Source organism: Streptomyces sp. NPDC001222 (assembly GCF_042896945.1).
Lineage (GTDB): Bacteria > Actinomycetota > Actinomycetes > Streptomycetales > Streptomycetaceae > Streptomyces > Streptomyces gibsoniae.
Map to the genome: position 1 here is coordinate 136,241 of NZ_JBIAXT010000016.1, position 25,125 is coordinate 161,365.

22 protein-coding genes and 1 pseudogene are annotated in these 25,125 nt (G+C 72.3%); 6 read left to right on the forward strand and 17 right to left on the reverse strand.

All coding sequences use genetic code 11. The features are described 5' to 3' along the window. Positions 1-35 precede the first annotated feature (35 nt). The 5 genes from ACFY2Z_RS22340 to ribA all read right to left on the reverse strand — a co-directional run bounded on the left by ACFY2Z_RS22340 (position 36) and on the right by ribA (position 5,202). Positions 36-1,202 carry a saccharopine dehydrogenase family protein gene (locus ACFY2Z_RS22340; RefSeq protein ID WP_390745846.1) on the reverse strand — a complete coding sequence of 389 codons (1,167 nt, stop codon included), beginning with the start codon at positions 1,200-1,202 and terminating at the stop codon, positions 36-38. Continuing rightward, on the reverse strand, positions 1,195-2,250 hold the full coding sequence (locus ACFY2Z_RS22345; protein ID WP_390745847.1) for a saccharopine dehydrogenase: 1,056 nt from the start codon (positions 2,248-2,250) through the stop codon (positions 1,195-1,197). The genes ACFY2Z_RS22340 and ACFY2Z_RS22345 overlap by 8 nt, the downstream gene beginning before the upstream one ends. Beyond that, positions 2,247-3,392: an NAD(P)/FAD-dependent oxidoreductase gene (locus ACFY2Z_RS22350; RefSeq protein WP_390745848.1), complete on the reverse strand. Its 1,146-nt coding sequence runs from the start codon at positions 3,390-3,392 to the stop codon at positions 2,247-2,249. Before ACFY2Z_RS22350 ends, ACFY2Z_RS22345 begins: the two co-directional genes overlap by 4 nt. Continuing rightward, entirely contained in the window at positions 3,389-4,363 is a 975-nt protein-coding gene (locus ACFY2Z_RS22355; protein WP_390745849.1) for an ornithine cyclodeaminase family protein, read from the reverse strand. The genes ACFY2Z_RS22350 and ACFY2Z_RS22355 overlap by 4 nt, the downstream gene beginning before the upstream one ends. 149 nt (positions 4,364-4,512) lie before the next feature. Further along, positions 4,513-5,202, reverse strand: coding sequence for a GTP cyclohydrolase II (gene ribA, locus ACFY2Z_RS22360; protein WP_390745850.1), 690 nt, complete (start codon positions 5,200-5,202; stop codon positions 4,513-4,515). A 53-nt stretch (positions 5,203-5,255) separates the two neighbouring features. Here ribA and ACFY2Z_RS22365 point away from each other — a divergent pair, with 53 nt between their 5' ends. Continuing rightward, entirely contained in the window at positions 5,256-6,119 is an 864-nt protein-coding gene (locus ACFY2Z_RS22365; RefSeq protein ID WP_390745851.1) for a creatininase family protein, read from the forward strand. Positions 6,120-6,448: 329 nt separating this feature from the next. Here ACFY2Z_RS22365 and ACFY2Z_RS22370 read toward each other — a convergent pair. The 5 genes and pseudogenes from ACFY2Z_RS22370 to ACFY2Z_RS22390 all read right to left on the reverse strand — a co-directional run. Beyond that, positions 6,449-7,420, reverse strand: a pseudogene (locus tag ACFY2Z_RS22370) (lysylphosphatidylglycerol synthase transmembrane domain-containing protein); the annotation flags it as partial. Next, the gene (locus ACFY2Z_RS22375; protein WP_390745852.1) at positions 7,417-8,349 is read right to left on the reverse strand and encodes a class I SAM-dependent methyltransferase; all 933 of its coding nucleotides are present in this window, start codon (positions 8,347-8,349) and stop codon (positions 7,417-7,419) included. The gene ACFY2Z_RS22375 and the pseudogene ACFY2Z_RS22370, both read right to left, overlap by 4 nt. Continuing rightward, the gene (locus tag ACFY2Z_RS22380; protein ID WP_390745853.1) at positions 8,346-9,560 is read right to left on the reverse strand and encodes a glycosyltransferase family 4 protein; all 1,215 of its coding nucleotides are present in this window, start codon (positions 9,558-9,560) and stop codon (positions 8,346-8,348) included. The genes ACFY2Z_RS22375 and ACFY2Z_RS22380 overlap by 4 nt, the downstream gene beginning before the upstream one ends. Next, the gene (locus ACFY2Z_RS22385; RefSeq protein ID WP_311693997.1) at positions 9,557-9,955 is read right to left on the reverse strand and encodes a 6-carboxytetrahydropterin synthase; all 399 of its coding nucleotides are present in this window, start codon (positions 9,953-9,955) and stop codon (positions 9,557-9,559) included. Before ACFY2Z_RS22385 ends, ACFY2Z_RS22380 begins: the two co-directional genes overlap by 4 nt. A gap of 188 nt (positions 9,956-10,143) precedes the next feature. Further along, complete coding sequence (locus ACFY2Z_RS22390; protein ID WP_390745854.1) at positions 10,144-11,124, reverse strand: zinc-binding alcohol dehydrogenase; 981 nt, start codon at positions 11,122-11,124, stop codon at positions 10,144-10,146. Positions 11,125-11,233: 109 nt separating this feature from the next. On the opposite strand from ACFY2Z_RS22390, the gene ACFY2Z_RS22395 reads away from it, so the two are divergent. After that, the gene (locus tag ACFY2Z_RS22395; RefSeq protein WP_390745855.1) at positions 11,234-12,022 is read left to right on the forward strand and encodes a CDP-alcohol phosphatidyltransferase family protein; all 789 of its coding nucleotides are present in this window, start codon (positions 11,234-11,236) and stop codon (positions 12,020-12,022) included. 182 nt (positions 12,023-12,204) lie between these two features. Then, positions 12,205-12,714 carry a hypothetical protein gene (locus ACFY2Z_RS22400; RefSeq protein ID WP_390745856.1) on the forward strand — a complete coding sequence of 170 codons (510 nt, stop codon included), beginning with the start codon at positions 12,205-12,207 and terminating at the stop codon, positions 12,712-12,714. Between the two features lie 61 nt (positions 12,715-12,775). On the opposite strand, the gene ACFY2Z_RS22405 is transcribed toward ACFY2Z_RS22400, so the two are convergent. From ACFY2Z_RS22405 to ACFY2Z_RS22415, 3 genes are all read right to left on the reverse strand, one after another. Beyond that, positions 12,776-13,231, reverse strand: a complete 456-nt coding sequence (locus ACFY2Z_RS22405; protein WP_390745857.1) for an RpiB/LacA/LacB family sugar-phosphate isomerase — start codon at positions 13,229-13,231, stop codon at positions 12,776-12,778. A gap of 53 nt (positions 13,232-13,284) precedes the next feature. After that, positions 13,285-14,352 carry an LLM class flavin-dependent oxidoreductase gene (locus tag ACFY2Z_RS22410; protein WP_390745858.1) on the reverse strand — a complete coding sequence of 356 codons (1,068 nt, stop codon included), beginning with the start codon at positions 14,350-14,352 and terminating at the stop codon, positions 13,285-13,287. Positions 14,353-14,436: 84 nt separating this feature from the next. After that, positions 14,437-15,000: an NADPH-dependent FMN reductase gene (locus ACFY2Z_RS22415; RefSeq protein WP_390745859.1), complete on the reverse strand. Its 564-nt coding sequence runs from the start codon at positions 14,998-15,000 to the stop codon at positions 14,437-14,439. Positions 15,001-15,116: 116 nt separating this feature from the next. Here ACFY2Z_RS22415 and ACFY2Z_RS22420 point away from each other — a divergent pair, with 116 nt between their 5' ends. Further along, positions 15,117-15,608, forward strand: a complete 492-nt coding sequence (locus ACFY2Z_RS22420) for a MarR family winged helix-turn-helix transcriptional regulator (protein ID WP_390745860.1) — start codon at positions 15,117-15,119, stop codon at positions 15,606-15,608. Positions 15,609-15,727: 119 nt separating this feature from the next. Here ACFY2Z_RS22420 and ACFY2Z_RS22425 read toward each other — a convergent pair whose 3' ends face one another. Continuing rightward, complete coding sequence (locus ACFY2Z_RS22425) at positions 15,728-19,909, reverse strand: S8 family serine peptidase (RefSeq protein ID WP_390745861.1); 4,182 nt, start codon at positions 19,907-19,909, stop codon at positions 15,728-15,730. Between the two features lie 386 nt (positions 19,910-20,295). Here ACFY2Z_RS22425 and ACFY2Z_RS22430 point away from each other — a divergent pair, with 386 nt between their 5' ends. Further along, on the forward strand, positions 20,296-21,291 hold the full coding sequence (locus tag ACFY2Z_RS22430; protein WP_390745862.1) for a helix-turn-helix domain-containing protein: 996 nt from the start codon (positions 20,296-20,298) through the stop codon (positions 21,289-21,291). 124 nt (positions 21,292-21,415) lie between these two features. Then, the gene (locus ACFY2Z_RS22435; protein WP_390745863.1) at positions 21,416-22,030 is read left to right on the forward strand and encodes a DNA polymerase ligase N-terminal domain-containing protein; all 615 of its coding nucleotides are present in this window, start codon (positions 21,416-21,418) and stop codon (positions 22,028-22,030) included. A gap of 83 nt (positions 22,031-22,113) precedes the next feature. Here ACFY2Z_RS22435 and ACFY2Z_RS22440 read toward each other — a convergent pair whose 3' ends face one another. From ACFY2Z_RS22440 to ACFY2Z_RS22450, 3 genes are all read right to left on the reverse strand, one after another. Then, positions 22,114-22,818 carry a DUF305 domain-containing protein gene (locus tag ACFY2Z_RS22440; RefSeq protein WP_390745864.1) on the reverse strand — a complete coding sequence of 235 codons (705 nt, stop codon included), beginning with the start codon at positions 22,816-22,818 and terminating at the stop codon, positions 22,114-22,116. Between the two features lie 127 nt (positions 22,819-22,945). Beyond that, positions 22,946-23,401 (reverse strand): DUF6153 family protein, encoded by a 456-nt coding sequence (locus ACFY2Z_RS22445; protein ID WP_390745865.1) that lies wholly within the window; start codon positions 23,399-23,401, stop codon positions 22,946-22,948. A 166-nt stretch (positions 23,402-23,567) separates the two neighbouring features. Then, positions 23,568-25,019, reverse strand: a complete 1,452-nt coding sequence (locus ACFY2Z_RS22450) for an MFS transporter (RefSeq protein ID WP_390745866.1) — start codon at positions 25,017-25,019, stop codon at positions 23,568-23,570. Between the last annotated feature and the right edge of the window lie 106 nt (positions 25,020-25,125).

Genomic DNA, 25,125 nt, shown 5'->3' on the forward strand with positions numbered 1-25,125 from the left:
AGGGGCGGCGAGCCGGCCGCCCCTCCACCGGCCGCTCAAGCGCCGACCGTCAAGCTGAACTCCAGCCCTTCCCCGGCCAGTTCCGCGAGCCACTCCTCGGACCGCGGGGCCGTCTCGGCCGCCCGGTTGAGCCCCGCGGGCAGGGCGTCGGCGAGGATCCGGCGTACGCCCAGGGCCAGCGGGCGGGAGACACAGCGGGCCATCGCGCTCTCCTCCTTCGTTCCCTCGAGGTCCAGGAGGTAGCGGCCCGACCAGGTCTCACCCGAGCCGGCCCGTACCTCCAGGGACACGGCGAGGACCACCCGGTCGCGGTCCTCGTCCGTGGTGGGGTACGCGGCCGCGAGTTCGCCGGCCAGGGCCGCGATCGTCGCGTCGTCGCCCGCCTTCAGCTCCTCGAACACCCGGTCCCAGGCGCGCAGCCAGCCGTCCAGGCGCAGGGTGCCGCGGACGAAGGTCATCGGCTTCCAGGCGGCCGGCAGTCCGTACTGGGCGACGAAGGGCACGCTGTCGCGGTTCGGGTAGACCTCGAAGGTCTCGCCGTCGATGACATGGGGGCGGGTCGCCTCCCAGGGCCGGGCCGCGGTGGTCTCGGTGCCGTCCTCGATGTAACGCGCCGGTGAGCGCAGCGCGTTGAGGACGCCGAGGGGTGCCCAGCTGAAGCGGTACCGGAAGTCGTTCGGGACCGCCGGGATGCCGCCGCAGTACGAGGTGAGGCGCACCTCCGCGGGGGTGCCGGTGCCGATCTCCTCCTCGGCGTGGGCGATCAGGCTGTGCGCGAAGAGGTGGTCGATGCCGGGGTCCAGGCCCGCCTCGGTCAGCACCACGAGTCCGGCCGAGGCGGCCTCGGGCACCAGGCCGAGGACCGCGTCGGAGACATAGCTGGAGCAGGCGAAGTGGGCCCGCCGCTCGACGCAGACGCGCAGCAGGGCCACGTGTTCGGGGGCCGGGAGCATGGAGACGACCACATCGCCCGGCGACACCTCCGCCGCCAGCGCGGGCAGGGTGAACGCACGCGGCTCGGCACGTCCCGCGAGCCCCAGCCCGGCCAGGGCCTCCGCGGCGCGCTCCTCGGTCCGGTGCCACAGCCGGACCCGTGCGGCGGTGTCGCAGACCGTCGCGAGCCCGCTGCCCGTGGACAGGCCCGCGCCGATCCAGTGCACCGTGCCGCTCGCCGGGACCGGCGCCTTGGTGGGCTCAGACATCGCTCGACTCCCCTTCCCCGGACCGGAGTTCCCGGACCGCCGTATCGAATCGTTCCCGGCAGCGCCCCCAGGCACCGCCCACCTCGAAGTCCGCCAGCAGCGGGGTCAGCCCCGCGGAGAAGTCCGTGCTCGCCTCCAGCGGCAGCAGGGACGGCAGGTTGTCGATCGCGATGAGGTCGAGGCCGGGCCCCTCGCGCAGCCTGCGGACCGGGTGTTCCCAGTCGGTCGGGGTGTCGTAGACGGGCAGGAGGTTCAGCGGCGACCCCACGTCGGCCGTCACGTCGCACACGGTGCGCAGCCGTCGGCCGGGGTCGTCGAGATCCTTGTCCGTCAGGAACGGCGGCACCGGCCTGGTGGTGAGCACGGTGTTGACCATCAGCTCGTGGTCCAGCAGGGCCGGGCGGTCCAGATCCCGGGTCTCGGCCAGATCCCAGCAGGTGGGATCGACCCCGGCCACCATGAGCGCGGTCCGCGCGCCGCGCCCGCTGCGTCCCAGCGCGCCGATCACCAGGGCCCGCGCCTCGCCCGCGACCGCGCGCAGCCGCTCGTCCAGCTCCTCCTTCGCGGTGGGCCGCAGCGGGGCGGCCAGCCGGTCGCGGTGGTGCAGCAGGGCGAGGGCGGCACCCACGTACCCGGCCCAGAACCCGAACGCGACGAGCCGGCGCCCGGTGTCGTCCACCAGGTACTCCAGGTCGAGCAGTGTTCCGCCGCCCGCGCGGAAGCGGCGCAGCAGGGCCGCGGCACCCGGCTGGCCCTTGTAGGCGTGCCCGAAGAAGACATGCCGATGGATCAGTTCCGGCGGCTGGTCCGGAAGTTCCTTGAGGCCGAGGATCACGGCGTCCCGCGGTGCCGTCACCCAGGACCCGGGCTCGGCGAGACGGCAGCCCACCGCCTCGTACTCCTTGGCCGGGAACACCCGCTGCGGTGAGTCCTCGACCGTGACGGTCACTCCCGCGTCGACGAGCCGTCGGGCGTCGGACGGCACGAGGGGGGTGCGTCGCTCGGTGGGACGGGTCTCGTGGCGGAGCCACAGATGGAGTGCGGTCATACGAGGTTGACCTCCGGACGCGGAGCGTCGGCGGCGAACCGTTCGACGCTCAGGGGACTGACGTCGACGAAGGGTACGCGGCCGAGGTAGAGATCCCGTAGGACCTCGCCGACCGCGGGCCCTTGGAGGAAACCATGGCCGGAGAACCCGGTGGCGTACAGAAAGCGGGAGGGCGAACTCGCCTCGCCGATCAGCGCGTTGTGGTCGGGAGTGATCTCGTACAGGCCCGCCCAGCCGCCGGTGCGGCGCAGGTCGAGCAGTGCGGGCGCCCGCTGCTCCATCGCCGCGTACAGCCGTGGGATCCAGCGGTCGTGGGTCTCGGTGGCGAATCCGGGCCGCTCGTCGGGGTCGGACATGCCGACGAGGAGTCCCGGGCCCTCCGTGTGGAAGTAGAAGCTGGTGGTGAAGTCGATGGTCATGGGCAGTCCGGGCGGCAGGGCCGGGACCGCCTCGGTGACGGCGATCTGGCGGCGCAGCGGCTCCACCGGCAGGTCGACCCCCACCATGGCGGCCACAGCCCGTGACCAGGCGCCCGCGGCGCAGATCACGGTGTCGGTCTCGATACGGCCTTGCTCGGTGACGACGGCGGTGATGGTGTCGCCGTGCAGTTCGATGCCGGTGGCCGCGCAGTGCCGCAGGATCCGCGCGCCGTGCCGGCGGGCCCCCGCCGCGTAGCCCCGCACCACCGACTCGGGGGTGCAGTGCCCGTCGTCGGGAGAGTACGCGGCGGCCAGCAGCCCGTCCGTGGTGATGAGCGGCGACAGCTGCCGCGCCTCGGCCGGGTCGATCATGCGGCTCGGCACACCGAGCGAGTTCTGCAGCCGCACCCCGGCCTCGAAGGAGGCGACCTCCTCGGGGGTGGAGAGCAGGAACAGATAGCCCACCCGGTGCAGCCCGATGTCCTGCCCCGGCTCCTCGGCGAACCGGGCGAACGCTTCCAGACTGCGCGCCCCGAGCCGGATGTTGAGTTCGTCGGAGAACTGCGCCCGTACGCCGCCGGCGGCCCGTGAGGTGGAACCGGCGGCGAGTTCGTCGCGCTCGACCAGGACGACGTCGGGGACGCCCGCGTGGGCCAGATGGTAGGCGGCGCTGGTGCCCATCACCCCGCCGCCGATGACGACGACACTCGCACGCAGGGTCATCGGGGGGACTCCTTTCCGCGGGCGGCGTCGATCACGGCCCAGGCCGCCGCCGCGTCCTGGACTCCGACCCCGACGCTGAGGTGGAGCACGATGTCGTCGGTGCTTCTGCGCGCCTCCCGCCGGCCGGTGACCACACCGCCCAGCGGGATCAGGTCCTCCGGGACGAGCAGCCGGTCGCGCAGCGCGGACACGACCGGGCCCGCGTGGACCCGGGCCGTGTCCGGGTCGTCCACGAGGACGGCAGCGGCCCGGCGTACCGTCTCGGGGTCGACCTCGCTGCGGGTGGGCTCGAAGGACCCGACGCTGACGACCGTGCATCCGGGGGTGAGCCAGGCACCGCGCAGGACGGGAGTGCGGCTGAGGGTGCAGACGGCGACCATCGGCAGCCCGGTCGCGGCCTCGTGCGCCGTGTCCACCGCCTTGACGGGGATGCCGAGTTCGGCGGCGAGGGTGCGGGCAGCCCGTGCGCGCCGGTCGGGCGTGGGGCTCCAGACGCGCACGGAGCGCAGGGGGCGCACCCGGGCGACGGCCCGTGCGTGGGCGAGCGCCTGGGTGCCGGCGCCGAGCAGGCCGGGTTCCGTGCTGTCGGGGGTGGCGAGGACATCGAAGGCCACGGCGCCGGCGGCGGTGCGCAGGGTGGTCACCGCGGTGCCGTCCAGGACGGCGACCAGTTGTCCCGTCACCGGGTCGAGGGCGTTGATCAGCGCGTGGATCGTCGGCAGCCCGGCGGCCGCGTTGCCCGGGTTCACGCTGCCGAACTTGGCGACCGGTCCGATGTCCGCGGAGAGGCGGGCGACATAGGAGAAGACGACGCTGTCGTCGTGGCGGCTGGGGTGCATGATCTTGCCGGGGAGTTCGGCGGTGCCGTCCCCGAGGGCGGTGAAGGCCGCGCGCTGGGAGCGGATCGCCCGGTCGGTGTCCAGCAGGTGATGGATCCGCTCGCCGCTCAGGCGTAAGACGTCGTCGGTCATTCCTTGATTGTTTCCGGGATCCGCGCCGACGTCACCAGGGCGTCAGGGACGGTGGCCCAGCGGGTGCCGAGGGGTGCCACCGCGGTGCGGGCTGTGCCACCCCGCGTGCGGGCGCGGCGGCCGGCGCCGGGCGGCCGCCGCGCACCCGCTCACGAGGAGTGCACCACCGCGTCGAGGTGCGGCAGGTAGTGGTCGAGCCGTTCCCGCTTGGTGCGCAGATACGTGATGTTGTTCTCGCACGGCGGTATCAGCAGCGAGACCTGCTCGTCGATCTTGATGCCGTGTTTGAGGAGCGCCTCCCGCTTGCGCGGGTTGTTGGAGAGCAGCCGCACGGACCGGACACCGAGGTCGTGCAGGATCTCCGCCGCGACCCGGTAGTCGCGCGCGTCCACCGGCAGACCGAGTGCGAGGTTCGCCTCCACCGTGTCCAGGCCCTCCGACTGCAGCTTCATCGCACGCAGCTTGGCGAGCAGGCCGATCCCGCGGCCCTCATGGCCGCGCAGATAGACGAGGATGCCGCGTCCCGCAGCCACGATCTCGCGCAGCGCGGTGGAGAGTTGGGGCCCGCACTCGCAGTGCGTCGAGCCGAAGGCGTCCCCCGTCAGGCACTCGGAATGGAGGCGGACGAGCATGCCCTCTCCCTCGATGTCGCCGTACACCAGGGCGACTTGTTCGTCACCGCGGTCGTGGTCGAGGTAGCCGACGGCCTGGAAATCACCGTACTTGGTCGGCAGGGGGGCATTCACGACCCGGGTGACTCCGGAGGACGGACCATTCACCACTCGGGGGACTCCCGAGAGGTGGGCATTGCCGCCGAGCACCCCATCGATGTCTGTCATGATCTATTCCTATCTGTAAGCGCAGGCGGTACGAGACGAAAGGCCGTGGAACCATGAGCGGTTCGGGAAATACGGAAACTTCTGGGACGCGGTCGGCGGATGACACGGTTGTCCCCGGGCGGACGCCGGGGCGCGGCGCGGATGTGCTGCCGTCGGACACCTCGAGAGACGTACGGGTCCGGGCGGAAGGGGTGAGCCGCCAGGTCGCCGTGCTTCCCGTGGGCAGTTTCGAACAGCACGGTCCCTACCTGCCGCTGGCGACGGACACGCTGGTCGCGTGTGCGATCGCGCGCGAGGTCGCCGCCGCGTATCCGGTTCACCTCCTCCCTCCGGTGACGATCTCCTGTTCGCACGAGCACGCGGACTGGCCGGGAACCGTGAGCATTTCCTCGGTCACTCTCCACGCGGTGGTACGGGACATCGCCGCATCCCTGCGCCGCTCGGGCGTCGAGGCCCTGGTTCTGGTGAACGGCCACGGCGGGAATTACGTCCTCGGCAATGTAGTCCAGGAATCCGCGGGCAGCGGTGTCCGGATGGCGCTTTTCCCGGCCCCGGAGGACTGGGAGGCGGCCCGGGAACGGGCCGGTGTGCGCACCTCGTTGCTCAGCGACATGCATGCCGGGGAAATCGAGACCTCCATTCTTCTGCACTGCCATCCCGAATTGGTCAGGCCCGGTTACGAGACGACGGACTTCATCGCCGACGACCGCAGGCATCTCCTCACCCTCGGCATGTCGGCCTATACGGAGTCCGGTGTCATCGGGCGTCCTTCGCTGGGTTCCGCGGAGAAGGGGAAGCACTTGCTCGCGGCGCTCGCCGACTCCTTCGCGCCGTACTTCTCCTTGCTCGCCTCGGAGGAGCCCGCTGCGAGCGGCCTGCCCGGAGCCGCGACTCCCGAGGGCAGACAGCGGCTCTGACGCCGCGTCAGCAGCGAACGACGCGACCCGGGGGGCGAGCGCGGATAGGGAGCGTAGGGCACCAGGGCACGGAGTGCGTGGGGGGAACGCTCCGGGCCCTGTGCCGAGGACTCCTGCAACGCCTCCCGACAGCCCGGCACATCGGCGAACTCGGCCGGCTCCACCGACTCGACGAGATCGACCGATCCGGCGCTGCCGGCGGGCTCCGCGTCCGTCGTCGCACGCGGGCTGCGCAGTCCCGTGTACCACCGGGCGAGGAGTACGACCATCCCGGGCAGGCTCGCGACGAAGCTGAGGACGCCGTACACGACCGCGACGCCGAGCCCCATGTCCGCGCCGAGGCCCGCAGCGCCGAACGCCCAGGCGGTGACGCCCTCGCGGGGGCCCCAGCCGCCGACGTTCAGCGGCAGTCCCATGGCGATGAGGGCGAGCAGGGCCAGGGGCAGCAGGGTGGCCGGGGAGGCGTGCGACCCGGCGGCGCGCGCGGCCACCAGGAACATCAGCAGATGCCCGGCGAGCACGACGACCGACGAGAGCAGCACCGCGGGCCAACTACCCCGGGCCAGCAGCGCGTTCCGCGCCTCGACGAGCGTGGCCCGTAGCGCGCGGGACCGCCCCGAGGGCCGGGCCGCCCGGCCCATCCGCAACGCCGCCACGACGGCGAGCACACCGAGGGTCGCGAGCGCCGACAGCGCGACCCCATGGCGAGCCTGCGTGAGCACCGGCGAGGGGAACGTGAGCAGAACCGGCACGCCGACGGCCACGAGGGCCACCTGGCCGGCGGTGCGCTCCAGGACCACGGCGCGCACACCGCGTCCGACGTCCCCGGCGCTCTGCCCGTGCCGCACCGCGCGGTGCACGTCGCCGAGCACACCCCCGGGGAGCGCCGCGTTGAGGAACAGCGCGCGGTAGTAGTCGGCGACGGCGGCGCCGAGCGGCAGCCGGATGTCCAGGGCGCGGGCGACACGGCACCAGCGCCAGGCGCTGAACACGGTGGTCAGCACGCCGATCCCGAGCCCCGCGAGCAGGGTCGGGACGTCGATCCGGCGCAGCCCGTCGAGGAACACCCCGGTGCCGAGCCGCCACAGGAGCACGCCGAGGATGGCGGCTCCGGCGACCGTGCCGAGATGCGTGCGCAGGGCGCGCGGCAAGAAGCGGCGACGCGCCGACGGCTTCTCGTCCGCGCCCGCCGCGCCGTCACTCGGCGCGGCGGGCGCGGTGTCCGGGGTGAGGACCGCGGCGGCCGAGGCCACGCGTACCCCCTCCCCCGGCTGCCCCGGGGCGAGCGTCCGCGCCGTCATCCCGCCCCTCCCGCCGGTCGCGGCAGGACCAGGATGTCGCTGTGGTGCACGACCACAGTCACCCGGCCCGCCGCGCAGTCGGCCAGCCGGTCCTGGAGATACGTCTCCGCACGTTCCGCGAGTTCCGGCCGGTGCTCCACGGCCGCACCGACCCAGCCGCGCAGCCATTCGCCGGTCAGTTCCGCCTGCTCGGCGCCGAGCCGCCACGGGCTCGGATGCACGCGTACGCTCGCGCCCAGCCTTCCGAAGACCTCGCCGGCCTCACGGACCGCGTCCGGGCCGAGGAGGCCACCGCGGCGCTGGTGGGCGTTGAAGGCGTCGGCGATCTCCTGGTCCATGGGGTGCGCGGGGGTCAGTTCCACGCGTCCGACGACGGACAGGGTGAGCAGCGCGGGGCAGCCGGCGCCGACGCAGGCCGCGGCGAACGTCTCCATCTCGTCGGCGGTGAGGACGTCGAGCAGCGCCGAGGCGGTCACCAGCGAGGCTCCCGCCAGGGCGTCCGGGGTGAGCCGGCCGATGTCGCCGCGCTGGGTGGTGACGGTGACCCGGCTGCCGTCGGCGGCCGCCTTGGGGGCGCCGACCGTGGCGAAGTGCAGCAGATACGGGTCCCGGTCGTGCAGGATCCAGTGCTGGGCGCCGTCGAGGAGCGGGGCGAGCCAGCGGCCCATCGAACCGGTGCCGCAGCCCAGGTCGTGCACCACCAGGTCGGTGCTGCGCCCGGGCCGGTTGGCGAGCCGGATCCGCAGCGGGTCGAGCAGTTCGTGCGCCCGGGCCGCCGCGTCCGCGGGTTCGCGCAGTTGCAGCCACTGCGGGGCGTACCGGGGGACCTCGGGCTCGGTGCCGCCGGGTGACGGTATCGCGGGGAGAGTGGCGGGCTCGGCGGGCTCGGGGTGCGCCTGGGGTCCGGGGGGAGTCGTACTCGTGCTCATGCCGCCCTCCGGGGTTCGTGGTGCAGCTTGGCCAGGACACCTGCCAGGCTGCGGGCCGTGGTGGCCCATCCGTCCAGTGCGGCCCGGCGGCCGCGCGCGGCGGCCTTCAGCCGGCGCCGTACATCCGCCTCGCCGAACCAGCCGCGCAGCTCGGCGGCCAGCGCGGCGGGGTCCTCCGGCGGTACGAGGATGCCGGGCACCCCGCCGTCCGGTGCGCGCCCGACCGCCTCCGGCAGCCCGCCGACGTCGGTGGCGAGGACCGGGATGCCGCGGGCGAGCGCCTCGGTGACGGCCATGCCGTACGTCTCCGCGTACGAGGTCAGGACCATGAGGTCGGCGGCGGCGTAGCTGGCGTCGAGCGCGGCGCCGGACTGCGGTCCGACGAGGTGCAGCCGGTCGCCGAGGCCGTGGGCGCCGATGAGGCCGCGCAGGCGGGCCACGTACTCGGGGTCGTTGCCGAGACCGCCGACGCAGTGGCAGCTCCACGGCAGGTCCTTGACGGTGGCGAGGGCCTCGATCAGCCGGTGCTGGCCCTTGCGCGGGGTGACCGCGGCGACGCACAGCAGCCGTGAGACGCCGTCGGTGCCGGGGGCCAGGGGCGCGATGTCGGCACCGGGCGCGGCGGCGTGCACGCGCTCGGGGGCGAGTCCGTGGTGGGAGACGAGCCGGCGCACGGCCCAGTCGCTGGTGGCGACGACGGCGGAAACGGCCCGCAGGGTGGCGCGCTCCTTGGCGTCGAGTTCGGCCGCGGTCGCCGCGTCGAGGCCCGTCTCGTCCCCGAGCGGCAGATGCACGAGGACGGCGAGGCAGAGGCGTTCCGCCTCGGGGGTGACGATCTCGGGGACGCCGCAGGCGACCAGGCCGTCCAGCAGGACGACCGTGCCGTCGGGCAGTTCCCGCAGCGTACGGGCGAGTTCGGCGCGCGCGGCGCCCTCGGGCCGGGGCCAGGTGCCGTCGACGGTGTGCTGCCGGACCTGCCAGCCGAAGCCGGGCAGGTCGAGACAGATACGGCGGTCGTAGGCGTTGCCGCCGCTGGGGGTGGCCGGGTCGTCGACACCGCCCGGCATGACGAAGTGCACGGTGCGCAGGGACATGGGGACGATGGCGGCGTTCTTCAGGGCCGTGTTCTGCACGGGCACGTAGTTCAGCCGGCTGTGGGACGCCCGGCCGCGGGAGTCCGGGGACGCGTGGTCGATGGTCGTGTCCGTCACAGGGCACGCTCGTAACTCGCCCAGGCGATGTGCGACTCGTGCAGCGTGACGGTGAGGGCGGCGATGCCCCGTGCGTTCTCGCCCAGCGCTCCCTTGTGGATCCGCTCGGCGAGGCGGTCCGCGATCACCTTGGCCAGGAACTCCGTCGAGGTGTTGGTGTTCGCGAAGTCGGGCTCGTTGTCGAGGTTGCGATAGTTGAGCTCGCTCACCACGGCGCCCAGCTCCTGCGTGGCCAGTCCGATGTCGACGACGATGTTGTCGTCGTCCAGCTCGGCGCGGCGGAAGGTCGCGTCCACGAGGAACGTCGCCCCGTGCAGGCGCTGCGCGGGTCCGAAGACCTCGCCACGGAAGCTGTGGGCGATCATCAGGTGATCGCGGACGGTGATGCTGAACAACGGACGACCCTCCAGGTGCGGTGCGTCTGGCCCCCTGCCGGGGCATGTTGTGTAGTACGGCCGACTCCGGCGCGTTGTTCAGCTGCCCGTTCTCCTTGTTGCGAGGTTTTCTGCGAATTCCCAGAGGGTTTCCCAGGAGTCCGGACAACTCGGGCCGCGGGGTCGTGACCAGTGTGTGTCGGGCCGGCTCAGCCGGCGGCGTAGCGGATGCGGTGGCACAGCCCCTTGAGATCGCCGTGCGCGAGGCGCGGCAGCACGTCGGGGAGCTCGTCGAAGGCGGACTCTCCCGTGATGAGCGCGTCGAAGGCGGGGTCGGCGAGCAGTCGCAGGGCGAGGGCCAACCGGTCGCCGTAGGTGCGTCCGGAGCGGGCGCGCGGCGAGACGGTGCCGACCTGGCTGCTGCGCAGGGTGAGACGGCGCGAGTGGAACGCCTCGCCGAGCGGCAGGGTGATCCGCCGGTCGCCGTACCAGCTGAGTTCGACGACGGTGCCTTCCGGGGCGAGCAGTTCCAGGGACCGTAGGAGCCCCTGTTCGGTCGCGCTCGCGTGGACGACGAGGTCGCACTCCCCGAGCGCGTCCTCGGGCAGCGCGAAGTCCACACCGAGCGCGCGGGCGGTCTCGGCGCGGGCGGGATCGGCGTCTACGAGCTGGACACGGACCCCGGGGTGGCGTACGAGGAGGGCGGCGACGGAACAGCCGACCATGCCGCCGCCGACCACGGCGATCCGGTCCCCGACGAGGGGACCGGCGTCCCAGACCGCGTTGACGGCGGTCTCCACGGTGCCGGCGAGGACGGCCCGGTGGGCGGGCACGGCGTCCGGTACGACGGTGACCGCCGAGGCCGGGACCACATACCGGCTCTGGTGCGGATACAGGCAGAAGACGGTCCGTCCGACCAGGTCGGCGGGCCCGTACTCCACCTGCCCGACATTCAGATAGCCGTACTTCACAGGGGCCGGGAAGTCGCCCTCCTGGAACGGGGCACGCATGGCGGCATGCTGGCTCTCCGGCACACCACCGCGGAAGACGAGGGTCTCGGTGCCGCGGCTGACGCCCGAGTACAGCGTGCGCACGAGCACATCGCCGTCACCGGGCTCCGGAAGCTCGACGTCGCGCACCTCGCCGTGGCCCGGCGAACGCAGCCAGAAGGCCCGAGCTGTGAGATCCATATGCGTCCTCCTGAACGATCGGCCGACTCTTCACGTACCGCAACTACGAGGAGTCGCGCACAACGTACGCGGCGAAGATCGAATCTGTCACTTGGCCGGAGGGTGAGCGGTGGCCCTGAACCACATGTACGACGCGAGGCTGTTGCAGCAGGAGACGACCGTAGGGGCGGGCGTGCAGGTGCTGCTGCTGACCTTGCTGGGCACGGCGATCGGGATGGGCCCGGCCGGCTGGCTGACGGGCCTTGCGTTCGCACTCGCCACCTGGGCCGTCCTCACCCGTGCCGTGCTCCGCTCCCGGTTGCGCTCCTTCGGTCCGGCCAACCGGGTGACGCTCGGCCGGGCCACACTGGTCGGCGGCGTCACGGCGCTGGTGGCGGACTCGTTCGAGAGCTCACCGCCGGTGACCGTGCTCGTGGCGCTGACCGCGGTGGCGCTGATCCTGGACGGCGTGGACGGCAAGGTGGCCCGCCGCACCGGCACGTCCACCGCGCTGGGCGCGCGCTTCGACATGGAGGTCGACGCGTTCCTGATCCTGGTGCTGAGCGTCTATGTGTCGATGTCTCTGGGCCCGTGGGTGCTGCTGATCGGCGGGATGCGGTACGTGTTCGTGGCGGCGGCCCGGGTGCTGCCGTGGCTGAACGGCGAGTTGCCGCCGAGCATGGCGCGCAAGACGGTGGCGGCCCTGCAGGGCGTCGCGCTGCTGGTCGCCGGGTCCGGGTATCTGCCGTACGCCGCGACGGCGGCCGTCGTCGCGGGTGCGCTGGCGTCCCTGCTGTGGTCGTTCGGGCGGGATGTGCTGTGGCTGTGGAGCGTTCGGGACCGGGGGCAGGACCAGGCGGACGCGGCGGCGGACGACACGGTGCTGCAGCCGGTGCCGGAGCTGGTGGCGGGCGGCTGAGCGAAGGCGGGGCCGATGTGTGGGCCGACGCCCGGTGCGGCGGCGCGCCCGGCCGCGCGTGAGGGGATGCGGAATACGCCGGATGCCCCCTCACGCCCCTGTTGCGGGAGTTCACCCGAAGTGCGTGTGCGGGCAGTGATGCGGAGGTAGTCACTGAACCGTTCACGAGAGGAACGACCGCCATGAACCGACACCTGGGCCGCCCCGCCGCCCTCGCCGCCTCCGCCGTCCTGCTGGCCGGCGGACTGCTCGCGGCCACCGCGCCGACCGTCACCGCCGCGCCCGCGAAGTACACCCAGGCGGCCGCCGCTCAGCAGTTACGGCAGGCGGGCATCCGCTGGACCTCGTCGGGCGGATGCAGCGACCGGAACAACTCCCGGTGCACGTCCTTCGAGCAGATCAACCGGACCACCGTCGCCGGTGTGATCGCCTTCAAGCGGGCGAGCGGATGCGCGGTGACCATCACCGGCGGCACGGAGCGGGGGCACGCCTCGGGCGCATACAGCCACTGGAACGGGTACAAGGTCGACATCCAGGTGACGTCGTGCGTGGACCGGTACGTCACCACCAAGTTCCGCGACGTCGGCCCGCGCCCCGGCGACCACGCGAAGCAGTACAGGTCACCCGCGGGGAACGTCTACGCCCGTGAGGGCACGCACTGGGACGTGACCTACCTCAACGGCAATCTGTGATCGGGGCGGTGGTGGGAGCCGACCACCGTCGCCCCACCACCGCCGGACCGGCACCGGTCCGCTACGGCGTCGGCCTGCCGCCGTCGAGCCGCTCGATCCGGGCCACGTTCGCGCGGTCGTCCGCGTCCGCGCTCGCCTCGGCCGCGAACCAGGCGTCGAGGATCTCCTTGAGCAGCGGCACGGACGTCAGCCGCAGGCTGAGCGCCAGCACATTGGCGTCGTTCCAGCGGCGCGCCCCGTCGGCTGTGTAGGCGTCCGTGCACAGCGCCGCCCGTACGCCCGGCACCTTGTTCGCGGCGATCGAGGCCCCGGTGCCGGTCCAGCAGCACACGACGGCCTGGTCCGCCGTCCCGTCGGCGACCTCTCGGGCCGCCGCCTCCGAACACGCCGCCCACTGGGTGTCGTCATCGGGTCGCAGGGCACCGTGGACCAGCACCTCGTGGCCGCGACCGCGCAGTTCCCCGACGAGGCTGCGGGCGACCGGTTCGTCCATGTCCGAGGAGACGGAGATCCGCATACCCCGGAGACTACCGCGCGCGGCGGTGACGGTCCGGCGCCCCGGCGGGCCGCTCAGGCGGCCGTCATGTCGCGCACCAGGGGCGCGACTTCGGTGCCGAACAGCTCGATGCAGGCCATCAGGGACGCGTGCGGCATGCCGTGCATCCCGTACTTCAGGTCGAAGCGGGACGCGCCCAGGGTGCGGAGCGTGTCGGCGATCTTCCGCGCGACGGTTTCGGGCGATCCCACGTACAGGGCCCCGTCCGGGCCGGCATCGTGCCGGAACTGCTCGAAGGTGGGCGCCCGGAATCCCCGCTGCGCGGCGACTTTCCGGATCGTGCGCTCGTAGTACGGCCAGAACTCCGCCACGGCCTGTTCGTCCGTCGCCGCGACATGCCCCGGGGAGTGCACACCCACCGGCCGCTCCGGCTGCCCGAACCTGTCGAGGGCCTCGCGGAAGAGGGCGGAGAAGGGGGCGAACCGTGCCGTCGGGCCGCCGATGATCGCGAGCATCAGCGAGAAGCCGTACCGCGCGGTGCGGATCACCGACTCGGGGCTGCCGCCGACGCCGATCCAGGTGGGTATCGCCCCGGACTCGCTGTGCGGGTAGACGGACAGACCGTCCAGACTCGCCCGGGTGCGGCCGGACCAGTGTACGGGCTTCTCCTTGAGGAGTTCGGCGAACAGGTTGACCTTCTCCTCGAAGAGCAGGTCGTAGTCGGCGAGGTCGTAGCCGAAGAGCGGGAAGGACTCGGTGCTCGACCCTCGGCCGAGGATGATCTCGGCCCGGCCGTGGGAGAGGGCGTCCAGCGTGGCATAGCGCTGGTAGACGCGTACGGGATCGTCCGAGCTGATGACCGTGACACCCGATCCGAGCCGGATGCGCGAGGTGCGTGCGGCGATGGCTCCCAGGACCACGTCGGCGGCCGAGAGCGGCATCCAGTCGGTGTGGTGCTCCCCGATGGCGAAGTGGTCGAGTCCGACCTGATCGGCGAGGACTCCCTCCTCGACCAGCTTGCGGATCGTCTCGCCGTGCGACAGCGAGTGGCCCTCGGCGTCGTCGGTGACATCGCCGAAGGTGTCCAGTCCGAGCGTGACCATGTGTTCCTCCCCCGCGCGGGCAGCGGGACGCTTCGTCATTGCAGGCTCCGGTTTCGGTAGGGCCCGCTGACGGCGAGCCGCGGTGCCCGGACCCGGGTCCGGGCACCGCTCGGGGCTTCTGGGTCAGTTCTCCGTGCGCAGCTGCGCGAGGGCGTCGCTCCAGGCGACGACCTGGTCGATCGTGGCCGTGAGGGCGTCGAGCTGGGCCTCGATGGGCTTGAAGACGCTGAAGTTCTCGAAGTCGGTGAACAGGGACAGCGCCACCTGGGACCGCACATCGGCCATGTGCAGCTCACCGGCGATCAGACGCAGATGCTCCACGGCGCGGGTGCCCCCGGTCGAGCCGTAGGCCACGAACCCGACCGCCTTGTGGTTCCACTCGGCGTAGAGGTAGTCGATGGCGTTCTTCAGGGCGCCGGGCACCGAGCGGTTGTACTCGGGCGTGACGATGATGAAGCCGTCGAAGGAGGCGATCTTCTCGGACCAGGCCTTGGTGTGCGGCTGCGTGTACTGCCCGAGCGACGGCGGGTAGGGCTCGTCCAGCAGCGGAAGGTTGTGGTCCGCCAGGTCGACGAGCTCGAACTCCGCGTCGTTGCGCCGGCTCGCGTTCTCCAGCACCCAGCGGGCGACGGCCTCTCCGTTCCTGCCGGGGCGCGTGCTTCCGAGAATGATGCCGATCTTGGTCATGGTCTTTCCCCTGCGCTTCCTGAATCCGAACATTCGCTTGCCTCGTCAAGGACATACTTGCGTGAGCAAGTAGATGCGCGGAATCCTTGACTTGTCAAGCAGCTACAATCGACGCCATGCCGTCCGCCGAACGCCCCCCGTCACCCCTCACGCCCCTCAGTGCGAGCGAGGAAGGCTTCGTGCGCGCGCTGGGCCGGGTGATGATGGTGCTGCCGCGGGCGGTGGACACCGACATGCTCCGCGACGCGCAGCTGCCGCTGTCCGAGTACACGGCCCTCATGCACCTGTCCGAGGCCCCCGGCGGTCATCTGCGCATGAGCGAACTCGCCACCGTCTGCAATCTGTCGCTCAGCGGGATGACCAGGGTGGTGAACCGCCTGGAGAAGCAGGGCTTCGTCCAGCGCGCCAAGTGCGACGAGGACGGGCGCGGCTGGAACGCCGTCGTGACCGACGAGGGCCTCGCGCGCCTGGAGCAGGCCTGGCCGACGCATCTGGCCAGCGTGCGCCGGCATGTCCTGGACCACCTCGACCCCCAGGATCTCCCCCGGCTCACCGACGCCCTGCGGCACATCGTCCCGGGGGTCGGATCGGGCGGCCGGGACGCCTGACCCGGGGGACGGTCCACACCGGGGGGACGGTCCACACCGCGGCGAGGACGCCCGAACGACGAGACGGTCCGCGGGCGCCGTGGCGCCCGCGGACCGGGGTGGTCGAGCAGCGGACCGGATCAGTAGGAGAACTGCTGGATCTGACTGCCGTCGCCCGCGTACGTCCAGCCGGTCCGGGTGGCCGGGTCGAGCTGAACGGCGTGCTCATGATGGGTTTCGAGACGGCCGTTGTAGGAGCCGAACTGCGGGTACTCGACGCCGGTCACGGTGCCCACCGTCCTGCCCGTCCTCAGGTCGACGACGGCGATGCGGCCCGTGGCGTTGTTGTCGGCGAAGCCGTACTGCTGGAAACCACCCGTCGGCTGCAGGTCCGGGAACCGGAAGGCGAGCAGCGCCAGTTGGTGCTCCCCGTCGACGGCGAGCGCGACGGGCGCCTGTGCCACTCCGAGACTCACCGGGTCACCGCTGGGCAACTGCGCGAAGTACCCGGTACCGGCGAAGTTGACGCTGAGCGAGTGGTACCACGTCTCGTAGAGGCCGCCCTTCCGGTCGGAGGCGAGGGTCTGGGCGCAAGGCGTTCCTCCCTGGCTGTGGGTGACCGTTCCGCTGTCCAGGTCGACCGCGGCCATGGTGCCGGACCCCATCGAGGCCAGGCAGTTGACGGAGTTCCCGGTTCGCTGCGCGGAGAAGACGCCGGTCGACTCGTCCACGTCCAGCAGACCGTACGCGGAGAAGCCGTCCGGGGTGGGGTCGAGCGGGATCGGCGTCCCCTGAGCGCCGGACGCCGTGTCCACGGGGAGCACGAAGCCCGCGTGGTCACTCGAACGGTAGGCGAGCACCGCCGCGCGGTGGCGCCGGGCGTCCACCCGCCCGCCCGTCACCACGTACTGGCCGTCGACCCGGACCGGGCCCCCGACCGCGGTGCCGGTGCCGGTGTCGTAGGTCTCGAGCCACTGCTCGCCGGTGGTGGTCTGCTTGTGCAGGACCAGGGCGTGGTGGGCGGAGTCGACGCCGAACACCTCGTAGACGGAACCGTACGCCGGGTCGCTCGTCAGCTTGCGCCCATAGGTTCCGGTGGTGGCGTCGTAGTCGTACACCGAGCCTTCACCGGTGGGACTCTCGACGGCCGCGACGGACGTACCGCCGGGGACGATCGCGAAGTTGGTCAGGTTGGTGCCGTCGGGGGTCAGTCCGTCGTCGTACGCCAGCAGCGACGTCGGCGAAGCCTGCCCCACCGTCCTGCCCTGCCCGTCGACGGCGAACACCCGCAGGTCGTAGGCGGTCGACGCGAGCAACCTGAGTGCGCTGGCGTCGAGTTCCGCCGTACCCCGCGTGCCCTTCAGCGAACGGTCCAGCGCCGCCGGGCTGTCCACCCCGTCGTGGTCGCGGGTGGTGCCGTTCTGGTTGCTGACCAGGTTGTACGAGTTGTACATGTTCGGTCCGGGCGCGGAGAGCTCCAGCAGGGTGCCCGTGGCGCCCTTGATCCGCGACACGTCGTAGTGCACCGAGAACCGCGGTGCGGCCCGGTCGATCTCCAGCAGATGACCGAACTCTCCGGATGCCTTCGCGGCCAGCGTCGGCGCCGGCGGGCGTTGCGAGGGGTTACCGCCGTCGACCCGGACCGAGGCGAACTCGCCGTACACCGGGCCGCGCCGGGAGCTGCCCGTGGGGTTCTGGACGACGCCGATCCCGTAGATGCCGCCGCCGGCGGAGAAGGCACGGGCCGGGACGGTCACCGTGCCGCGAAGTCCCGTCAGCGGGGCGGTGTAGGAGGCGGAGAAGATGGGCGCCAGCGCGGGGTTCCAGTGGCCGACTCCCGACACGACGAGCTGGGGCGAGCTGACCTTCCGCACCCCGGTGAGGTCATAGCTCACCTGCACGGAGTGCCCCGTCTCGACCACGGGCCGGACCACCGGGGCGAGCGCCTCGGCGTAGCCACCGTCGGTGGGACCGAAGATCAGCTCGTGGGTGGCGGAGGCCAGCACCTGGTGGCCGTGGCGCACCTCGAAGGTGAGCGAGAGCCGACGGTCCGTCGTGGCGACGACCGGCAGTCCGGCCGCCGTCAGCATCTGTGTGGGGGTCAGCCGGATCGCCGGCACATCGGAGGTGAACGTGTGACGCCCGATGCGCAGGGCATAGCTGACGCCCTGCCGGTCGGGCAGGCCGGTCACGTCGGCGCCGATGGTCACCGGTCCGACCAGGCCTTCCCCGGTGGCGGCTGAGCCCGTGCCCGGTCCGGCCAGGTCGATCCGTCCGGGGTCGGTGGCCTCCAGGTACGAGGCACCGAGCCCGCCCGTGGTCTGACGGTGCGCCACCGAGAGCCGGACGATCCGGGGCGAGCCTGTGCCGGCCCGGCTGCCGTGTGCCTTGGCCAGCACCGCCTGTACCGCGGCCGTGACATCGAGCTGGGGCCCCACGTGCAGCGGCCGGTCGATCTGCGGCGGCGTGGGCACGGCCCGGCCGGTGCGCTCCAGCAGCGAACGGACGTCGGCGGGCGACGGATGCTGCCCGGTCAGCCGGGACGTCTGCAGCACGACCGCGGCGGCGGCCGCGATCTCGGGCGCCGACGCCGAGGTGCCTCCGTTGAGGACCTCCGTCACCGACTGCGCGGTCTGGCCCTGGTGCTCGAAGGCCGGGATGCCGTCACTGGGCGCCGAGACGTCCACGCGCGTACCGAATCCCGAGGAGAAGTTCCCGGAACCGTTGAGCCTGGTGGTCGCCCAGGTTCCGTTGTCCGACGCGGCTCCGCCGTTCTGCGGCGGCACCGACAGCGTGTCGTCGGTCGTGGTGCCGCCCGCGGCGATCGCTCCGGAGTCCAGCACCTTGCTGGGCGTGGTCGAGAGCTGGTCGTCGTCGATCCGGGTGGTGTCGGCGGCCTTGCGCGTCACGTCGGTCGGAGTGCTGCCGCCGTCGGGCCCGACGGCCGCGTTGGTGTACAGCCGGGTGCCGTCGTTCGACGAGACCACCACGGTGATGCCGTACTGCTGCACGATCGACGCGATCACGGCCTGCTGGACCGGGTCGTCCTCCAGATAGCGGCCGGGGAGCCCCGCGGCGTCGGTGCCGTAACCGAGGCTGGCGGTGATCACGTCAGGTCGCGGTTGCTGCCTCGCCGCGGCCAGCAGGGACACCGCGATCTGGCTGAACGTCGGCTGCTGCGGGACGACGAGCCGGTAGTTCGCGCCCGGGGCGATGCCCAGCAGGTCGGAGTTGCCGCTGCCCTGCATACCCGGACGTTGCAGGTCGTGCGGGAGCGGCGCCATCACGGAGAAGTCCAGCAGCACCTCACCCAGCGCGGGGTCCTCCCCCTGGGCCGAGCCCGTCGGGTCGAGTGCGCCGGTCGCGTCCGCGGTGTAGGTGGGGATCAAGGGCATCGTGGGGATGTCCAGATACCGCCGGCCGTTCCGGACGACGGTCGTCGGACCCGACGGGCCCAGGTTCGGCGTCGACGCGTCCGTGAGGTCGCCGACCGAGACGTTGGTGATGGTCTCACCGGTGCCGGGCAGCTGATGGAACTTCTGCTTCAGCACGCTGTAGGCGCCGGTCGCGTTCACCCCGCCCGCGTTGAGGAAGCTCTGCAGCGAGGTGCCGAGCGCCGCGTTGCCGGGCACACCGTCGGAGCCGGTCGCGCCGCTGTCCCGCCCCTTCGCCGACGGGCCGGACTTCCCCGCCGCGGTATCCGCCGAGGAGGGCAGCGGCACGGAGCCGGTGTTCATGGGGGAGACGGTCTGGTCGGGCTCGGCGTAGACGACACCGGGAGTGGCGGCCAGCGTCCGGGCCGCCGCCGAGGCGTCGCCGCCGGCGAGCTGGACGATCTGGACCTTGGACAGGTCGATCGCGCCGGAGCCCAGCTTGAGCCGGGCGGCCGAGTGCAACTGCCGGGCCTGGGCGGCCGTGAGTCCCGGCACCAGCGGCCGCATGGAGACCGCATGGGCCCGGTGGAGCGCGGTGTTGACCGTGGTGTTCGAGGTCAGCGGGGTACGGGCCCGCAGATTGCGTTGCCTGCCCAGTGAGGTGCCGGTCACCTGGGTGGTCGAGCCGAGCACCACGAGGACCTGGTGAGGGTTGTTCTTCGCCGACTGCGCGGGCGTGGGCTTCAGGAACGAGCGCCACGGACCGAGCGCTGAGGATCCGGGGGTGGAGGGCAGCGAGACCCCCGCGGACTTGCCTTTCGCGCCGGAGTCAGGCGTAGCGGTCTGCCTTTCGGTGGCCGCCGCGTACTGCACGGGTGCGCCGAGCAAGAGGGCCGCGCTGGCTATGGTGGCGACGCCGCGAGCGATCGCTCGTCTCCGCCTTGTCATGGGAACTCCACTTCCTGCCAAAGGACTCGGGGAAGGACAGAGCAGGCGCCGGCCCCCCGAACAGCGCCGACGGTGTGGGGAATCTGTCAATCCGCAAAAGGCCGGCACAAGACGAGGAGAGTGGCGGGGTTCCGCCAACTGGCCAGAAGTCGCCAGCGAATCGGCGATAGCGCGCGGTATTTGACCCGCTCTCTATTGACGGCAGAAACAGAGGGCCCCTACGACGCGCTCGCCCGCCCTGCCATGCGACGCCGCAACAGGCACCAGCCGGAGGGCACCGCCTCGACGGAAGGGAAGATCTCGATCACGACTCGGGTTGCACAGGGCTACAGAGGTGACCGGCTTCCGCCGGCCGACGGGATCCGCCACGGAGACGGTGAGAACGCATGGCATTCAACGTGCTGGGGCTGACGGTCGAGACGGAGCGTGTGTACGCCGAGTTGGTCGGCCTGCCGCGGGCCACCGCCCGCGAAGTGGCGGACACCTGCGGCCTGTCCACCCCTGCGGTGGCGCGGCTGCTCGCCGCGCTGGTCAAGGACGGCCTCGCGACACGGGCGACCGGGCGCCCGCCCCGGTTCACCGCGGTGGCACCCGATGTCGCGGTCGCCGCCCTCATCCGTCGGCAGGAGGAGCAACTCGACGAGGCCCGGCTGCTGGTGCACCGGTTGACGGACGCCCACCGCGAGGCGTCCCGGATCAGCCACCCCGACATGCCGGTGGAACTGCTCACCGACCGCGCCGACATCAGCGCCGCGGTACGGCGGCTGACCGCAGAGGCGTGCAGCGAAGTACGGATCCTCGACCGGCCGCCGTACGTCGACCGCCCCGGCAGCAACCTGGAGGGACAGCTCCAGCGGCAGCGTGAAGGCGTGGCGTACCGGGTGGTCTACGCCCGCGCGGCGGTGGCCTGGCCGGGCCGTCTGGAGGGCGACATCCTGCCCAGCGTCCGGGCCGGCGAACAGGCGAGGGTCCGCGCCGAGTTGCCGCTCAAGCTCGTCATCTGCGACAGCCGCGACGCCCTCATCCCCTTCAGTCTCGCGCCGGGCGGTCTGTCCGCCGCCTATCTGGTGCACAGCTCACCGCTGCTGGCGGCCCTGGAGTCGCTCTTCGAGGCGGAGTGGGAGCGAGCCCTTCCGCTGTGCGTGACGGGCCAGGCGCCGCGCACCGGCGCCACGGAGGAGCCCCCGGACGACGGACCCGACGTGGAGACCCGCCATCTGCTCACGCTGCTTGCCGCCGGGCTCACGGACGCCGCCATCGCCCGGGCCCAGGGCTGGAGCGAGCGCACCACACAACGGCGCATCCAGCGTCTGATGGCCGAGCTCGGGGCCCCCACCCGCTTCCAGGCCGGCCTCCTCGCGGCTCGCCGCGGCTGGCTGTGACCGGGACCGCCGCACGGTCATGTGGGCAGGGCGGCCTACGGGGTACTCGGGCGCCGCAGACGTCACGGCCCGGTCGGCCGGCCCGGGTCGGCCGACCGGGCCGTCGGGCGGAGAGGAGCCGGACGTGGGTGGCGGCGATCGGCTGCGGGACTACCGCGGCAAACGGGACTTCGAGCGGACCGGTGAGCCCCGGGGCAGTGACGCGTCCTCCGGCGCGGAGCCCCGGTTCGTGGTGCAGATCCATGACGCGAGCACGCTGCACTTCGACTTCCGGCTCCAGGTCGGCGACGTGCTGCGGTCCTGGTCCGTCCCCAAGGGCCCCTCGACCGATCCCGTCGACAAGCGGCTCGCCGTCCCCACCGAGGACCATCCCCTGGAGTACGAGGACTTCGAGGGTGTCATCCCGCAGGGCGAGTACGGCGGCGGCACCGTGATCGTCTGGGACCACGGCACCTACCGGCCGACCAGCCACGACCGCCGCGGGCGACCCGTCCCCTTCGCCGAGGCGCTGGAACACGGGCACGCCACGTTCCGGCTGCACGGGGCGAAGCTCCACGGCGAGTACGCCCTCACCCGGTTCCGTGGCGGCCAAGGGAAGGACGAGGACGACGCCTGGCTGCTGGTGCGGACGGGGCACGCCGGGTCCGGCGGGCACGGCACGCCGGATCCCCGCCGTGCCCGCTCGGTGTGCACCGGTCGTACGCTCGCCCAGGTCGCCGCGGGCGGCCGCGGCAGGTGAACGGCGACGAGCGGCCGGCCCGGGGCTACGGCCGAAAAGGTTCACCGGCTCGCGACGCCCGGCGAACCTTCCCGGCCACAGCACTAACGGCGGCCGAGCATCCTGTTCATCTCGGTGATCTCGGCCGACTGCGAGGTGACGATCGACCGCGCCATCGCCTCGGCCGGGCCGTAGGCGCCCTTGGCCTGTTCGGCCTTGGCCATCGTGAGGGCGCCTTGGTGGTGTCCGACCATCATCCGCAGAAACGCCGTGTCGAAGGCGTCACCGGACAGCTTCGCCAGCTTGTCCATGTCCGCGCCCGACATCATGCCGGGCATCGACGAGCCGGAGTGGTCCATCCCCGGCATGCCCTCCATGGCGGACGCGGCGTCGGACGGGACCTTCTCGCCCCAGGCCTTCAGCCAGCCCGACATGGTCTCGATCTCCGGGTCCTGGGCCTTCTCGATCTTCGCGGCCAGGTCCTTCACCTGCGGGGACTTCGCCCGGGAGGGGGCCAGTGCCGCCATGGCCACGGCCTGACGGTGGTGCGGGATCATCAGCTGCGCGAACGTCACGTCCTGCGCGTTGTGGCCGCCGTGTGCCGCGGGAACGGAGGCCGACGGACTGGCGGAGGACATCGGCCCCGTGCCGGATCCCATGTCGTGGCCGGAGTGCCCCGACGAGGCGGAACCGGAGGAGGAGGGCGAGGCGGAGTCGCCGGTGCCGCCGCAGGCGGCGAGCGTGAGCGCGGCGGTCGCGGCCGCGGCCAGCGCGGCGGTCCTGCGGACGAGGGAACGACGAATTGCCATGGGCAGTACAGCTCCTTGAAGGTGCCCGCGCTCGTACGCATGCGTCGGCACGTGCGCGCGGGAAGGTACGGATCATGAGACGGACCGGAACACGCCACCCCGGGCCGGGGATGACGTGCGGGTGCCTCTAGATCCGCAGCAGCTGCAGCTCGGACAGATCGGGTGGAGCCCGCCCGTCGGTCGCTCCCGCGAGACGGTGGCCGGGTGCGACGGAGGCGGGATCGATGGGGGCGATGGGCGCGGGCGCCAGTGCGGGAGGCACGTAGGAAGCGGCCGTGCCCCTGGCCGCGCAGGTTCCGCCGGCGTGGTCCATGACCATGCCGCCTTGTCCCGTGCCCGAGACCATGCGGCACGGTCCCGCGTCGGAGGCGTGCGCGGCGGTGGTCTCGGCGTGGTGTGCTGCGATGGTCTCGGCGTGGTGTGCTGCGACGCCCGGCCCGGTCGCCATGATGTGCGCACCCGCCGACGGATTCCCCGACGGCGACAGCGCGTGCATGGCCAGCACTCCGGCCACCACCGTCAGCACGAGCGGCATCCAGCGCGCACGACGCGCCGCGAGGCGGATGCGCGGGCCGGATGTCATGGGCTCATCTTAGGGACGCTGCCCGCCCTGTCCGTGCGACAGGGTTCCGTTTGCGCCACACGGCCGACGGTCTCGGTCACCGCGGCCGGGCCGGGGACCCGCCTCATACCGGGACCGCCGTCGGCCTGGGACCGACGGCGGTCGGAGCGGTGGTCCGTCGCGGACGTCAGCCGCGCGCACTCGGCACGGCGGCCGCCGGCTCGGTGCGGGCCGGTTCCTCGGACGCGCGCGGCACTCCGCTGACCCGGGCGGCGTGCCGGACCGGCACCAGCAGCGCGGCCAGGGCGGCGGCGAGGCAGAGCAGGGCCAGCAGGCCGAAGCCGTGGGTGTATCCGGAGGCGTAGGGCAGACCCGAGGGCTGGAGGTGACCGGTCACCAGGACGCTCGTGACGGCCGCGCCTATGGAACCGCCGATCGTCCGGATGTTGGCGTTCATACCGGTCGCGGCGCCGGTCTGCTCGGCCGGCACGCTGCCGACGATCAGGTTGGCCATCGAGGCGAAGGCCAGTCCGATGCCGAAGCCGAACACGCCCGCCACGAGGGCCACCTGCCACTGCTCGTCGTGCCAGAGGGTCAGGATGCCGCAGGCGACCGCGTCCAGGGTGGCACCGGCCGTGAGCAGGGTCTTGGCTCCGAGGACCGGCTCCAGGCGACCGCTCAGCATGCCCGACAGGAACATGGCGATCAGCATGGGCAGCATGAGCAGTCCGGACCCGGTGACGGATGCGCCGAAGCCGTATCCGGCGACAGGGGGCGTCTGCACGAAGCCCGGGAGGAAGGACCAGATGGAGTACATGCCCGCACCGAACAGCAGGGCGGCGGTGTTGGTGGTCCACACGGCGGGCAGCCGCATGACGCGCAGGTCGATCAGCGGGCTGCGGGAGTGCGCCTCGGAGGTCAGCCACAGCGCGAAGAGCACCGCCGCGGCGACGAAGAGGCCGATCACGCGGGCCGATCCCCAACCCCACTGGCCCGCCTGGCTGAGCGGCAGCAGCAGGGCCACCAGCCATGCCGAGAGCAGTACGGCACCGGACCAGTTGACGCGGCCCTCGGCACGCCGCGGCGACTCGGGCACATAGCGCAGGGCGATCAGGGTGGTCGCGGCGACGACGGCGACCGGGATCCAGAACAGCCAGCGGTAGTCGAGCGCGGACACGATGGGGCCCGCCGCCACCATGCCGACGCCACCGCCGGCGGCGATCACGGCCGACAGGTTGCTGATGCTTCCGCTGACCTCGGACGGGGCGAACTCGTCGCGGATGATGCCGAAGGACAGCGGGAAGAGGGCGCCGCCCGCGCCCTGGATCACCCGGGCGACGATCAGTGTGCCGATGCCCGGCGCGAGCGCGGCGAGCAGACATCCGGCCAGCACGGTCAGCAGCACGGCGACGAGCGTGCGCTTCCTGCCGACGAGGTCGCCGATCCGGCCGAGGATCGGGGTGAACACCGAGGCGGACAGCAGATACGCCGTCATCACCCAGGTGGCGGTGGACTGCGAGGTGTGCAGCGCGTGCTGGACGGTCGGCAGAGCCGGCGCGATCAGCGACTGCAGCATGGAGAACACGCCCGCACCGGTCGCCAGGACGGCGAAGGTGAGACGGGTGGACTTCCGTGGCATCAAAAAGCCTCTCCGGACAGGGCGGGGCCCAGGTCGTCGGGTCGGGTCGTACGGGGCCGTACATGGATGTTCGGGTGGTACGCGGGTGTTCGAGGTCGCACAGCGT